The sequence below is a fragment of the Treponema denticola genome, from assembly GCF_024400535.1.
Lineage (GTDB): Bacteria > Spirochaetota > Spirochaetia > Treponematales > Treponemataceae > Treponema_B > Treponema_B denticola_C.
In genome coordinates this window covers 1,998,975-2,014,203 of the sequence record NZ_CP038800.1, presented here as the reverse complement: position 1 = coordinate 2,014,203, position 15,229 = coordinate 1,998,975, and the positions used below count along the sequence as shown (strand labels likewise).

10 protein-coding genes are annotated in these 15,229 nt (G+C 44.4%); all 10 read left to right on the top strand.

Annotated elements, in window-relative coordinates; genetic code table 11:
• The first annotated feature begins 11 nt into the window (after nt 1-11).
• Nucleotides 12-1,061: a dihydroorotase gene (locus tag E4N78_RS09570; RefSeq protein WP_255810328.1), complete on the top strand. Its 1,050-nt coding sequence runs from the start codon at nt 12-14 to the stop codon at nt 1,059-1,061.
• Between the two features lie 108 nt (nt 1,062-1,169).
• Nucleotides 1,170-1,376, top strand: a complete 207-nt coding sequence (locus E4N78_RS13860) for a BrnA antitoxin family protein (RefSeq protein ID WP_370645038.1) — start codon at nt 1,170-1,172, stop codon at nt 1,374-1,376.
• Between the two features lie 170 nt (nt 1,377-1,546).
• Entirely contained in the window at nt 1,547-4,168 is a 2,622-nt protein-coding gene (locus E4N78_RS09560) for a hypothetical protein (protein WP_255810327.1), read from the top strand.
• Nucleotides 4,168-5,295: a glycosyltransferase family 2 protein gene (locus E4N78_RS09555; RefSeq protein ID WP_255810326.1), complete on the top strand. Its 1,128-nt coding sequence runs from the start codon at nt 4,168-4,170 to the stop codon at nt 5,293-5,295. Before E4N78_RS09560 ends, E4N78_RS09555 begins: the two co-directional genes overlap by 1 nt.
• Nucleotides 5,296-5,430: 135 nt before the next feature.
• The gene (locus E4N78_RS09550) at nt 5,431-7,947 is read left to right on the top strand and encodes a hypothetical protein (RefSeq protein WP_255810325.1); all 2,517 of its coding nucleotides are present in this window, start codon (nt 5,431-5,433) and stop codon (nt 7,945-7,947) included.
• The gene (locus E4N78_RS09545; protein ID WP_255810324.1) at nt 7,895-8,986 is read left to right on the top strand and encodes a glycosyltransferase family 2 protein; all 1,092 of its coding nucleotides are present in this window, start codon (nt 7,895-7,897) and stop codon (nt 8,984-8,986) included. Before E4N78_RS09550 ends, E4N78_RS09545 begins: the two co-directional genes overlap by 53 nt.
• A gap of 170 nt (nt 8,987-9,156) precedes the next feature.
• A complete protein-coding gene (locus tag E4N78_RS09540; RefSeq protein WP_255810323.1) occupies nt 9,157-11,670 on the top strand; it encodes a hypothetical protein in 2,514 nt (837 codons plus the stop codon).
• Between the two features lie 8 nt (nt 11,671-11,678).
• Complete coding sequence (locus E4N78_RS09535; protein ID WP_255810322.1) at nt 11,679-12,671, top strand: glycosyltransferase family 2 protein; 993 nt, start codon at nt 11,679-11,681, stop codon at nt 12,669-12,671.
• Between the two features lie 54 nt (nt 12,672-12,725).
• On the top strand, nt 12,726-13,532 hold the full coding sequence (locus tag E4N78_RS09530; RefSeq protein ID WP_255810321.1) for a hypothetical protein: 807 nt from the start codon (nt 12,726-12,728) through the stop codon (nt 13,530-13,532).
• A 209-nt stretch (nt 13,533-13,741) separates the two neighbouring features.
• Nucleotides 13,742-14,971 (top strand): SUMF1/EgtB/PvdO family nonheme iron enzyme, encoded by a 1,230-nt coding sequence (locus E4N78_RS09525; protein ID WP_255812348.1) that lies wholly within the window; start codon nt 13,742-13,744, stop codon nt 14,969-14,971.
• Nucleotides 14,972-15,229 lie beyond the last annotated feature (258 nt).

The window sequence follows — 15,229 nt, the reverse complement described above, 5'->3', positions numbered from 1 at the left end:
AATAAAAGTGTATGATAGATTCCCATGTCCATCTTAGAGACGGCCTTTTATCCGATAAGGAAACTATAGCCCATGCCTTGACCTTAGCCTGCCCCGCAGGTTTTACAGCCTTTTTTGATATGCCGAATACCAATCCTCCTCTTACAAATGCAGACTCTATTTTAGAGCGTTTTGCCCTTGCAGAAAAATCTATAAAGCAGGCCGGCCTTTCTGCCTTTTACGGTATTTACGGCGGTCTTACTTCAGATATTTCTCAAATAGAAAAAATGGTTTTATTCTATAAAGAATACTTTCCTAAAATAGTAGGTTTTAAGATGTTTGCAGGTCATTCCACCGGAAACATGGGTATAGTTGAAAAAGAAGACCAAAGGAAGGTCTATGCCGCTCTTAAAAAATTCGATTACAGGGGTATTCTTGCCGTTCATTGCGAAAAAGAAAACCTTATGAATAATTCGATCTTCGATATTGAAAATCCTATCACTCACAGCCTTGCCCGCCCGCCTGTTGCCGAAACGGAGTCCATAAAGGATCAGATTGAGCTTATGCAAAGCGAGGGTTTTAAGGGACATCTTCATGTCTGTCACATAAGCACAAAAGAGGGAATAAGGCTTGTTGCCGAGGCAAAAAAAAGCGGTATTAATATTTCGTGCGGAGCTACGGCTCATCACGCCCTATTAAACATTGATTCTTATAAAAAGTCCGGTATCTTTGTAAAAATGAACCCTCCCTTGCGTGAAAAAGAGGAGCAAGAAGCCGTTTTTAATGCCCTCATTTCAGGCGGGATTGACTGGATCGAAAGCGACCACGCTCCCCACACATATGAAGATAAGAAAAAAGGCGCTTCCGGTATTCCGGGCTTTGCCGGTTCTCTGATTCTTTTAAAAGAACTGCGCAAGGCCGGCTGCTCCGAAAAAAGACTGGACGAACTTTGCGGTAAGGCCGTAAACCGTATTTTTAAACTTGATTTGCCTTATAAAGTTCCCTCAAACACCGAAATCGATGCATCCCTCCCAAGTTTAAGATCCGGCTACCCCTTCGATGCCTTTGAATTTTTTGTATAGATGATCAGCACGGAAAGCAAATCAGGAGGAAATAAATGAATACTATAGTAACTATGACATTAGATGATTTAAAGAAAACTCCGCTCACCGAAGAAGAAAAAAAAAACTATCCGAAAGGCAAAGTCTATACCTACTGATGACTGCCCCAAACAATCTAAAGAGGAGCTTGCTAAATTCAGGCCATGGTATGAAATACATCAAAAAAGTGAAACTAGTATTAAAATAGATGCTGATGTATTGGAATGGTTTAAATCTCAAGGTAAAGGCTATAAAACAAAAATCAATTCTGTTTTACGCTCTTATGCATTCGGTTAAATTCGAAGTTTTACAATTTTCCCAATTTTTTCTTAATTTTTTAACATAAATTATTGAAATTTTTCTTAATTTTGCTTGGTATTTTAGTTTTTTTGATGTATAATGGAAGAACAAATGATGCAGAATAAACCGATAATAATTTTAATGGTGTCTTTGGAAGGAGGGGTATTATGAAAAAGAAAATCTTATTTGTTTTAGCTTTAGCCGCTGTATTGTCGGCATGTAAGATGAAACTATCCGAAAATACCGGAACGGTAGTTATTGATTTTGGAGGTAATGAAAGGGCTGTCGATTCAAACGGCTTACCCATTATAAAAGATGCTGCAATGAGTTTGGAGATAATTTCTTCCAATGGTTCAGAAAAAAAAGAATTTGCAGCCGGTCAAGAAAAAACATGGAGCGGCTCCTTTCCTATAGGTGAAAAGCTTACCATAAAGGTAAGTCTAAGCACCGCTTCTGCAGAATGGAAAGGCTATGCCGAGCACACCGTTACTTCCGGCACCAATCCCGTCAGCGTTAAACTTAAAAAAAGCGCTGCGGTCTTACACAACCTGCTTTTCGGTACCGATAAGCTGCATGGACAAGATGTACATGTAGGCGGCCCCCATGCTCCATACACACTGACGCTGAAAATAGGTTCAAAGGAAGTAAAGAAAGAACACATTATGTATTATAACTTTTGCCGCGACAATAAGGCGAGAATCTATCTTGCATACAACACCGGTAACCAGTGGGATATTGAACGTTACAAAAGCGAGGGTGATAAGGACGATAAAAGCTTTGACGGTTTCATGGGCGTTTCTCCGCTGATTCTCGCAAGCGACCATGCAACAGGTAAAGTCTACATTGCTGCAGAAATTTCCAGCGGTTCCAGCGGGAATATGAAGCTTTATAGAATAAACGAAGCCGGCGGCTCGCCTATAGAATTGACGGGAGCGTCTCTCGGGCATCTAACCGGCTATGCCGTATATAATAATGTACTCATCGCCTCAGGCTATGGAATGGGAGGTCCGGAATTAAAAATGTACCGCATAACCGAAGATACCGTTTCCGAAATTACGCTTTCCGTTCAGCCCAATTTACGCGAAGATACCAAGATTACATTAGAGGCGTTGGCGGGGTGGTTACATGGGACGATAAACGACCTTTACATGACTAAAGATGCCTTGTACTTGCTTTTTTCCGCTTTTGGCAATCACAGTAGCGACTCTTACTCCTTAGGAGGTATTGTCAAATACTCATATTCGGCTGACGGTACAACCGCTTCGATAAGCACTCCTGTCCGCATCGGTATTGCAAATGAGCATACTTCTGACGGAAACGGTATTTACCCTACCGATGAAAGCAACTTCTACGGCCCCGTAAAGGTAATCGGTTTTGATGAAGAAAACCTCTACATAGCCGATGACGGCATAAAGTTTGAGTTTCAAAAAGGAAAGCCCCGTATTACCGCAAACAAAAACCGCATTGCAAAGCTTAATAAAGGAACCAATGTGTTTACCTTTAATGATGCCCCAAGCGGGATTACTTGGCTGGGCGAAGATCCTGTATGGGCAGGTGTAAGTACAAAGACCCTTGTCTGGAAAAAGAATAGCGTGATATATAGCCTTGCAGTGGGCGGTGTTAGCTATTATCAATTGACTCAACCTGATGGAACTCCTTCACCGGATAATCTTCTTAAACTGAATTCAAGCGGAGCATCTCCAGATCAAATGCTGTACTTTACCGATGTGTTTTGTTTTGACGAAGCCGGCAACCTTTACATAGTGCAAGAGGACGTGTACAACCCCTATATATGCCGTTTTAAGCTAAACGATAACGGCAGCTATGATAGTGTCCCTGAAAGAACCTCTTCACAGGTAGCCTCAGTCGGTCAATCGCCGGTTGCCATTGCCGTTGACATATCGGGAGCTGTAAAAAAATCGGCAGATAAACCGGTAAATGCCTTGTATTGCAGTTATGATAACGGTAATCAATCCTATATCAAACGGCTTACATGGGCGAAGAATGCTGCATTTTCTTCTGCTGCGGATGATGCTAGTTTTGCCGTAGGCGGTACTCTTGAAGGGCCGCAAGATACTACTACCGGTAGCGTTAAAGCAGAAATACGCTTTACCGCGCTTGCAGCCGATAAAAACGGCTTCTATGTGGGGGAAACCTTTAAAGAAAAAGAGACAAATACTAAAAAGCATATCATCAGGGTTAAAAAATATGCACATAATACTACCGGTTATGGCACACCCGAAAGCACTATTGGAGTTGTTCCCGAAACCGTCTACTATAGTGCTACACCAAGCGGTACAGTATTTTCACTTTCTGAAAACATGAATGCCCTTTTCATTCAGGACGGTATTTTGTACGGCGTAACCGCCAAAGAGTTCAAAAATGAATATGATTCCGATAATCACTCTCAAAAGGCATCCATTTCCGGCAAGCTATGGAAGATAGGCAAAACCGATGCCGCGTTTACCACGGATACTTTAAAATGCCTGCACTCCTCAGCGCCTAATCATTTGCCCGGAAGCGATGATGAAAGAAAAGAGGGCGGGAAGTTTGCCCCCTATCGGTTTATTGCAGTCAAGCCTAAAAAACTGGTTATCGCCTCTGACGGTTTCTACGGCTATGTAGAAAACTCCACTCCCCCTAGCAGAAAAATTAAGCAGTACAACTTTATCTGGACATTTGAGCTTAAAGCCGACGGTTCAACCGGCGATTCTGAATCCGATGATAAGGAAAATGATATTTCATTCTCAAAAGAATTAAAGAATCAGTCCGGCTTTCCTTGGGAATAATGGCGCCTCTTATCAGTCTTTCCGTTCCGGTATACGGAACGGAAAGCTCCCTTCCGGCCTTGCTAGACAGTGTTTTAGAGCAAGGCCTATTACTTGGTTCCGTGAATGACAGCCTGATTTTTAATCCAAAAAAAACTTTGAGCTCTTTGCGTCCGCTGAGGTTAAATAAAAAAGATAGAACCTCTTATCAGGCCGGCTGCCCCCTTATCGAAATTCTTATTGTAAACGACGGCAGCCCCGCCGGCGGCTCCCTGCCTAAAATTCTTAAACCCTATAAAAAGAAATTCAAGGCTATAGGCGTTCCCCTTATTCTTTTGGAACACTCTAAAAATCTTGGACTGGTTGAAGCCCGCCGCACTGCCGTACAAGCTGCCTCCGGTACCTACCTCTGCTTTGCGGATTCCGATGACACCCTTCCGCCGAATGCTCTTTTGCATTTGTACAATGGACTGCTTGCTTCAGGTACCGGTTCCCTTGCGGATGCCGCCGATATCATCCACGGTAAGGCGGAGTACAAGACTGACTTTTCCGATGAGGAAGCCCCGCTTTACAAAGAAGCCTCCCTTGCCGAAATGGAAGAAAATATAAAAAAGGTTCATACCGGGCTTTTGGAAGGAGATGAACTTCTAAATCCTTTTTTACTAAAAGGAGAGCTATCAAGTTTTTTATGGGCAAAACTTTTTCGTACCGAGGCGGTTAAGGCTGCTTTTGCAGATATTCCTCACACATTTTGCACGATGGGCGAAGACTTTCTTATTTACTTCTTTATCCTGCTCCATGCCCGCTCCTATTTCGGAATAGAATACACCGTGTATAACTATCATATAGGCACGGGCATAAGCTCCAACCTAGAAATAAAAGACCTCGCCCGCTGGGAACGGGCTTGCACGGCAGCCTCTGTCTTTGCGGTAATCTTTTCCTATCTTGAGAAACACCCTTTTAGTTCCCCAAATGCCGAAAAACTTACTTCTGCTCTGCAAAACCGCTGTAAAATAGCCTTGCTTCAAAACCTCCGCCACTTAAAGCGTGTTATTCCCTCCCTCCGCGATGAAGCCTACGCCATCCTCTGCGATTACTGGGGAGAGGAGTATGTAAACGCTGCGGAAAAAAGCATGAAAAATAAATGATGCAAAATAAATTGCGGCTAAACTCGAAATTTCCCAATTTTTTCTTAATTTTGCTTGGTATTTTAGTTTTTTTGATGTATAATGGATGAACGAAGTATGAATAATGCGAAATAAACCGCGGATAGGAGAAGTATTATGAAAAAGAAAATCTTATTTATTTTAGCTTTAGCCGCTGTTTTGCTGTCGGCATGTAAGATGAAATTATCCGAAAATACCGGAACGGTAATTATTGATTTTGGAAGTAATGAAAGAGCAGTCGATACAAACGGCTTACCCGTTATAAAGGATGCTGCGATAAGCTTGGAAATAATTTCTTCCAATGTTTCAGAAAAAATAGACTTTGCAGCCGGTCAAGAAAAGACATGGAGCGGCTCCTTTCCCGTCGGCGAAAGAATCGGCATAAAAGTTACGATAAGTACCGCTTCTGCAGTGTGGAAGGGCTATGCTGAGCATACAGTTACTTCCGGTACCAATCCCGTCAGCGTTAAGCTTAAAAAAGCCGCCGCCGCACTAAACAGCCTGCTGTTCGGTACTAATAAGCCTTATACAAGCAGTGTAAATGATTACACATTCACGTTGAAAATAGGTTCAAAGGAAGTAAAGAAAGAGCGCATTAACTATCATAACTTTTGCCGCGACAATAAGGGCAGAACCTATCTTGTATACAACACCGGCAACCGGTGGAATATTGAACGTTACACAAGCGAGGGCGGCTATGATAAAACCTTTTCCGTTCCTAACAATACCAGTATAGGAATACTTGCAAGCGACCATGCAACAGGTGCGGTATATGCTCTTGTCAGTAATTCGAGTGCCCCATATCCGAATGTGTGCAGAATAAAGGAAGACGGCAGTTTTGAAGAAATTACCCTTGGAGAGAGTAAATACATAGGAAACATTGCGGTATATAATGATATATTGATTGCATACATTAACAACAGGAAACTTAGCAGCTTTAAGATAAGCGGCAACAAAGCTGAAAAGCTTAAAGACTACGCTTTAAATGATGACCAAAAGATTGAGTTGCAAAATCAGGGTACTTCCACCACTGAACACAGTGAAATAAAAGACCTCTACATGACAGAGAATAGCCTCTATGTGCTTTTTTCTACATATCAAACCTCTTGGAAATACTTTTCCTTAGGCGGTATTGTCAAATATTCTTATAATCCGGCTGACGGCACAATAAGCAATCCTGTCCGTATCGGCATTGCAGATTCCCATACTGCACAAAACGGTATTTACCCTACCGATGAAAGCAACTTCTACGGCCCCGTAAAGGTAATCGGCTTTGATGAAGAAAACCTCTACATAGCCGATGACGGCGTAAAATTTGAGTTTCAAAAAGGAAAGCCCCGTATTACCGCAAACAAAAACCGCATCGCTGCCCTTAAAAAAGAAGACGATACGCTTACCTTTACCGATGCCCCTTCGGGGATTACCTGGATGGGCGAAAATCCTGTATGGACAGGTGTAAGTACAAAGACCATCGTCTGGACAAAGAGTAGCACTGGGCATGGTTTCGACTATTATCAGCTTGATTCATACAATACTGTGCCCGCGACAGGCAATTCGATTGCTGCTTCAGAATCAAGTGACAATCATTTTACCGATGTGTTTTGCTTTGACGAAGCCGGAAACATTTACATAGTAGGATATAGCAGTGGAAACTTCTCTATACACCGCTTTGAGCTGAAAGATGACGGCAGCTATGATAGCAGCGCAACTGTAAGTACTACATTACCAGATAAACCGGTTGCCATTGCCGTTGACATATCGGGAGCTGTAAAAAACTCGGCCGCTCAACCGGTAAACGCCTTGTATTGCAGTTATGATGACAGTGATAAATCATATATCAAACGGCTTACATGGGAGAGGAACGCTCCATTTTTTTCCGTTGTGGCAGACACTAGTTTCGCCGGCAGCAGCAGCGGCACTTTTGGAGGGCCTCAAGATGTTGGCAATAACAAAACACGCTTTACCGCCCTTGCAGCCGATAAAAACGGCTTCTATGTGGGAGAAACCTTTAAAGAAGAAGACCCAACTACTAAAAAGTATGCCATCACGGTTAAAAAATATACACATAATACTACCGGTTATGGCACACCCGAAAGCACTATTGAAGTTGTTCCTGCAACAACTTATAAAAGCTATAGCCCTGGCGCTGACATATTTTCACCTTTTGAAAACCTTACCGATCTCTCCATTCAGGACGGTGTTTTGTACGGCGTAACCGCCAAAGAGTTCAGAAATGACGAGAATGGGGCTGGGGAGCCGCAAAAGGCATCCATTTCCGGCAAGTTATGGAAGATAGGAAAAACCGATACCGCATTTACCGCGGATACTTTAAAACGTCTGCACTCCTCGGAACCCGATCCCTTGCCCGGAAGCGATGCTGAGAGAAAAGAGGGCGGAAAGTTTGCCCCCTACCGTTTTATTGCCGTTATGCCTAAAAAAATGGTTATCGCCTCCGACGGTTTCTACGGCTATGTAGAAAGCCCCACTAGCAGAAAAGCCGACCAGTACAACTTTATCTGGACCTTTGAACTTAAAGCCGACGGTTCAACCGGCGATCCTAACTCTACCGATAAGGGTACGGATGTTTCATTCTCAAAAAGCTTGGACAATGATTCCTATTTTGCTTGGGAATAAGCCTCTTATCAGTCTTTCCGTTCCGGTCTACGGAACGGAAAGCTCCCTTCCTGCGCTGCTGGATAGCGTGTTAGCGCAGGAGCCATTGCCGGCGGATACAAAGGCGGGGGGCTTGCCGGTTGAAGTTATCATCGTAAACGACGGCAGCCCCGCCGGCGGCTCCTTGCCTACAATCCTTAAACCCTATAAAAAGAAATTCAAAGCCGCCGGCATTCCCCTTATTCTCTTAGAACACTCCAAAAATCTCGGACTGGTTGAAGCCCGCCGCACTGCCGTACAAGCCGCCTCCGGCACCTACCTCTGCTTTGCGGATTCCGACGATACCCTTCCGCCGGATGCTCTTTTGCATTTGTACAATGGACTGCTTGCCTCAGGCAATGGTTCCCTTGCGGATGCTGCCGATATCATCCACGGTAGGGCGGAGTGCAAGACCGGCTTTCCCGATGAGGAAGCCCCGCTTTACAAAGAAGCCCCCCTTGCCGAAATGGACGAAAAGATAAAAAAGGTTCATATCGGGCTTTTGGAAGGGGATGAACTTTTAAATCCTTTTTTACTAAAAAGAGAGCTATCAAGTTTTTTATGGGCAAAGCTCTTCCGTACCGAGGCGGTGAAGGCGGCTTTTGCAGATATACCTCACACCTTTTGCACAATGGGAGAAGACCTGCTTATTTACTTTTTTATCCTGCTCCATGCACGCTCCTATTTCGGAATAGAAGACACCGTGTATAGCTATCATATAGGCACGGGCATAAGCTCCAACCAAGAAATAAAAGACCTTGCCCGCTGGGAAAAGGCTTGCACGGCAGCCTCGGTCTTTGCCGTAATCTTTTCGTATCTTGAAGAACACCCCTTGAGCGCCCCCAATGCCGAAAAGCTGACCGCAGCCCTGCAAAACCGCTGTAAAACAGCCTTGCTTCAAAACCTCCGCCACTTAAAGCGTGTTATTCCCTCCCTCCGAGATGAAGCTTACGCCATCCTCTGCAATTACTGGGGCGAGGAGTATGTAAACGCTGCGGAAAAAAGCATGAAAAATAAATGATGCAAAATAAATTGCGGCTAAACTCAAAATTTCCCAATTTTTTCTTAATTTTGCTTGGTATTTTAGTTTTTTTGATGTATAATGAAAGAACGAAGTATGAAATACAATTTGCCGTTTATCATTCGGCATTTCCAACATTTGACCTTCGCCTTTATTATAGGAGGTTTTTTATGAAGAAGACGTTATTTTTTATGTTGATGATACTTGTTTTGATGGTGTCATCCTGTAATTTATTTTTAAAAGAAGAATATGGCGAGCTTATTTTAAGCTTTGACGGAAGCCTTCCCGAAGGAGCCAGAGTCTTGGACTCCTCCAACGGGCTGCCCGATCTTTCGTCTTCGCCTATGAAAATCAATATAATCAGAGAGAATGGCTATACAATAACAAGAGAACTAGGTGCCGAAGAATCTAAGTCTCTGGTTGAACTTATTCCTGTAGGCGAAAAGATAAAGATAATAGTTACTTTAAGCAGTTATCTTGCAGAATGGAAGGGGTATGCCGAGCATACAGTTACGGCAGGACCCAATAAGGTTTATGTAAAGCTGTCTAAAAAGTCGAAAGGTGTTGTCAATCTGTTGTTCTCTATTAAGGGAAAACATCCTTCAGGGAGCAATATCTTATCCTTAAGTACGCAAAACGGTAAAATACTGCTCGATGGAATTATTGTCGGTAAAAAGCCGGTAACGGCACGGGACAAAATCGGCAGAATATATGTACTGTATGAAGATGATTCTTCTACTCATCTTAAACGCTTCGGCGTTGACGGCAATGAGGATGCCGGATTTGAAGCTGCCCTTGCCGCTAAGCTGTCTCCTTTGCTTCCTAATGGGATCAGCGATATTGATAATATAGCGATTGATCAGGACGATAACTATATCTTTTTGTTTAAAGAGAATACCGTCTATTGCTTCAAGGAGAAAGAAGATCATTCGTTTGAATCTTTTGAAAGCGATGACTTCCCGTCTCTGTCGCCACCAGTGCCGAGTTCCAGTGCCGTTGCGGTATATGATGATGTACTGTTTGCTGTGTATAATGATACCTTGTTTGCCTGTAAGTTTGAATTTGAAGATGCGTCCAGTCATTTCGGTGCTAAGCTTTTAAAATTTGAATCGCAGGCAACTAGAAAACCGTTGGCTAAACTTCGCACAGGTAGTGACTTCGGCAATAATCTTACTGAGTGTACCGGACTATTTGCCGACGAGGACGGTGTGTACTGCTTGCTTAAAGAGCAGGAATTGCATCACGGAAAACTATACGCACTTGGTCAGCTCGTATGTTATAAATATTCCGGCAGTACGTTTACCGATAAAACTAAGGTAGGGCTTAATCCTGCTGCTTCAACCGGAGACCCCATCGCCTTTAATGCACAGTATTTTTCCAATCCCGTCGGTTTTATCGGCTACGACGAAGATAATATCTACATTGCGGATGACGGTATTGATATTCAATATGTAAACGAAAATTGGCGGATTATTGGCAATCAAAACCTCATCGCCGCATTCAACCGTAAAACGAACGGCATGTCGTTTTACGATGCGGGTAACGTGACGTGGTTTGCCGAGCATTCCGTATACAAAAAGCCCAATACGAAAATGTTGCTGTGGGAAAAGCAAAGCCCTGCCATGGTTCTTTCCCCCATGAACTATTGGATAAGCACAGACGGAACGGAAGCATTTTCCGCGACGAATAAGCTTTTTGAAGACTCCGTGCAGCCTACCGATGTTTTCTGTTACGACCAGGACGGAAATCTGTATATTTTGTGGAAAGATTCTAATTACAACGTTAGACGCTTTGAGCTGAAAGAAGACGGTTCATATGAGAAGCCGGGTGTAGACTCGGTTTTAACATCCAGTACTGTTTCTGCGATTGCGGTAGATATTTCCAATGGGCAGAACAGTCTGTATTATGCATATAAGAATGGTCATAACGGGCATATACAAAAAAAGAGCTGGTCTTTAGGCGCTCCGTTCAGTACTGCGACACCGATTATGGGGTATGATGTGACGTTTATTGCGTCTGATACTTCCGTTACCGCGCTTGCTGCAAATAAGGACGGGCTGTTTGTCGGCACAAGGACAATGAGCATATCTCCTGCCGGTTATACATTATCGGTAAAGAAATATGACAAGCAGGACGGAGCCGATAAAGGAACGATCGATGTCGGGGCATTCCAACCGACTCCTACCGAACCTAGCGGTCCTACCTATCCCCCGTATACGAAAATTATGAGCGCTATTAACGACTTACAGGTTTTCGACGGTGTGTTGTATGCCGTCACTTCAAAAGAAGAGTACGGTATGAAAAAAACTAGTTTCAATTACAAAGCTGATACCTTTAAAAACAGCGGCAAGCTGTATAAAATCGGCAGTACGAAAGATGGATTCTCCGGCAGTGCCGTCGAATTGGCCAAAAAGGACCCTGTAGGTACGGCAGGGAATGAAGTCGGCTACGGCTTTTATCGCTTTATTGCCGTAAAATACGACGAAGCCGAGCGGATTAGGTTCATCATCGCCTCGGACGGTGCATGGGGTAAAGAGGGACTGGCTAGTCACCCTGATCAGCCTTACTGTAAAAATGCCGACAAGGTATTGGAGTACGATTTGAAAGGCAGTTTACAAGGCGAAGGGAATTCGGGCGGCAGCTTTTCTAAGACGTTACAAGAATCCGGTTTTGAGTGGAACTAAATCGTAGGATGAGTTTTAAAGAACGCTGTGCAGCACGCTTACGGCTTACTGCACAGCATAAGCCGCTCGTCAGCCTCTGTGTTCCCGTGTACGGGACAGAGGGGCTGATCGGGCGGTTTTTAGATAGTATTTTGGTGCAAAAAGATGCGCCGCTTTTTGAAACTATTATTGTAAACGACGGAAGCCCCGGCACAAAAGAACTGCGTAGTATTGTTAAAACATACACAAAGCGGTTTAAGGAGCGGGGGCTGCCGCTCGTGTTTTTGGAACACGGAAAAAATCTCGGTACGCTTGAAGCGCGCCGGACAGCGGTTACTGCGGCATCGGGGAAGTATCTCGCTTTTGCCGACCCCGACGATGAGCTGCCGCCTGCGGCGCTCCGCATCTTGTGCGAAGCCGCCTGTGCCTCCGGTGCGGATATTGTGCACGGCAGCATTGCCGTATTCGGTACGGAGAACGAACCCGAAGCGCGCATTGCGGGCTTTGCACGAAAAGCGGCGCATGTACATCAGGGAACGCTTACCGGTGATGAGATTCTCCGCGGTTTTTTTATCGAGCATCTCTATGCCGGTTTTTTATGCGGCAAGCTTTTTAAAACAGCCCTTGTTCAAAAAGCGTATGGCGAAATTCCGTTTACCTATTGTACGATGGCGGAAGATATGCTTCTCTATTTTTTTATAGCCTTATATGCCGCTAAATACTTAGGCATACCCGATACCGTGTACAAGTACCGTATCAATACAGGCCTTACTTCCCGCCGCCAAATCACCGGTCTTACCGGATGGCAAAAAGTGTGCTCGGCCGCTTCGGTTTTTACCATTATTTTTTCTTATTTGGATGAACACCCTGCTATCGGCAGCGAGATACGCGAAGCAGTACGGGATTTAGGCCGTGCTCACTATGCCGATAACCTCAAGCAGCTGGAAGTCTGCGTAGTTCCTTCGTTACAGGAAGAAGCTCGGGCGATGCTGGCAGAATGGTGGGGAATTCATAATTTATAAATTATGCCGAATTTTGGGTTTGACAATTTTCATTGATGTGCTATAATAGATATTATGGAGAAAGGCCATTGGAAGATAGTTGTGTTGATTCTCATTTTTTTGGGGCTGGTAGGAGCGGGGACACTTGCGATTTATCAAAAACTGAAACTCCCTTTGGGACAGCCTGCTAAAGCACAGGCGGAGCTTTCTAAAATAGAAACTGCCGAGCTTGAAAAGCCTAAACAGGAGAGCGAAAATACGGAACCTAAAAAAGAACTTAAAAAGGAAGAGCCTAAAAGGGCTGTACCTACAAAAACGCCTGGGAAGGAAGCACCTAAAAAAGAGCCTAAAGTATCTGCGGCAAAAGAGAGTGAGGTTTCGGCTAAACCGCCCGAGCCTGAAAAACCTTCAATGGGAATCTCCCTTGCCGATAGGGATAAAAAAACTTTTAACTGGTCATTAGGACTCTTAGCCGAGGCAAATATGAATTCGCCTGACGGTTATGCGATGGGCACGGGGCTTTACACCCTTTTTATGCTTCCTTTAAACCTCAAAATAGGGCACCTATCCTTGGGAGCAAAGGCTCTTTATTCCAATGACTTTAAAAAACATCATATTTTTGATGCCGCTCTCTTATTCCGTTGGAACTTTTATGATTTTTTAAAGATAAAAAAACGGGATTCGGGCTTTTTTATCCAATTGGAAGGCGGTGCCGTTTTCGGCCTAAAAGAAAGTGAGCCTTCAAAACTTTTTATGTATGCCCTCGGTGAAGCCGCATTCGGTTACCGATTTACAATAAACAACTTTTTTATCGAACCCTATCTAAGAGGCGGCTATCCCGTAATCTGGGCAATAGGAATCAGCGGAGGATTTAGAATATGAAAAAAAATTTTGTTTTATTTTTGGCGATACTTTTGGTATCGGTTTCGGCTTGTAAAAATCCGTTTTTTAAGAACATGCTGGATAAAAATTCGGGGAATGCAAGTTCCGTACCTGAAAAACCGCAGCTACCCAATCCTCAGGAACCGGCAGTCCCTGAAAACCCGGAGGTTCCGGAGCCTCAGCTTCCCAAATACACCCTTACCTTCGGCGTGGACGGTGCAAACGGCACGCTTAAAGCTACAGTTGACGGCAGCGAAATCAATTCGGGCAATGAAGTCGAAAAGGGCAAGTCTGTTGTCTTTACCGCAGAGCCGGATGCAGGCTATGAGGTAAAAGAGTGGAAAGTAGACGGCACCGTTATAAGCAACGCGGAGAATTCCTATACCCATACCGTAACAAAAGCGGTTGACGTGAAGGTGAGCTTTGAGAACACGCCGCCCGATGTAGGCTCTTTTGAAGACACAGGCGACGGCTTTGTAAAAATAACCCCTCCTGCAAACGGTATTGAAGGCGTTGCCCCTGACTACGCCTTACCCGAAAATGGACCTCGGTGGAAAGGCGTATTTATTGACGGCCGTAAGGTAAAATTAAGCCCCTACAAGCTAGGCAAGACAGAGGTAACATACGAGTTATGGTATCAAGTGCGTATGTGGGCAGAAAGTCAGGGCTACACCTTTGCAAACAAAGGGCTTGAAGGTTGGGACGGCACAGGCGGCGGAGGTGGTTATCCTAATTATGCAAACATAGGCAAGCCTCCTACAGCAAACAAAAATCATCCTGTAACAATGGTAAGCTGGCGGGACTGTATAGTATGGTGTAATGCGTATACGGAGATGATAAACAGTTCAGCAGATGAATGTGTATACCGAAAGAGTGCAAACGACCCGGCAGTATTAAAGAATGCAAGGGATGGAACGGCTTGCGATGCAGCATATTTTGACAAGAGTAAAAAAGGCTTTAGGCTTCCTACCGAAGCCGAGTGGGAATATGCGGCCCGTTGGCAGGGAAGCGATACAACAAATGCTGAAAAGTACGGCGATGTATGGCTGACCAAACTAAACAGTGCAAGCGGAGCTAAAGCTGACTGGAATAATGCGGATGAGACAAAAGCCGTTGCATGGTATCGTGCTAATTCAGACAATAAAACCCATCCGGTAGGAAAAAAGCGGGCGAATGCACTTGGTTTACACGATATGAGCGGGAATGTCTGGGAATGGTGTTTTGATTGGTGGAATAATAATCCTACAGCAAACGATGCTGCTTATGAGCAAGGCGGTATTGTTACCGATCCTCAAGGTGCCGCGTCTGGCTCTTACCGTGTTCTACGCGGCGGCAGCTGGTACTACGACGCGGACTTCTGCTCTGTAGGCGTACGGTACTACTACAGTCCTGACGGCAGGTACTACAATCTTGGTTTCCGCTTGGCTTGCCGGCCCTAAGTTCACACATTTTGCCGGAGAGGTTGAGCAGCTGAGGGCGCAGCGTAAGCCGCCCGAAGCGGTGAAACCGAACAGGCAAAATGTGTTGTTGGGTGCAGTAAATTTTTGAAAATAAGAATGACCTGCACTGTGTCAGCCGCTTTAGCGGCTCGAAAATTTTTTTTGCTAAAAAACGGTATGGACCTTATAAGGTGCCGCGTCGGGCTCCAGGGGAGGGTAACAACCAACGGAGTTTCGAGGTAAAGAAATCTTTTATCC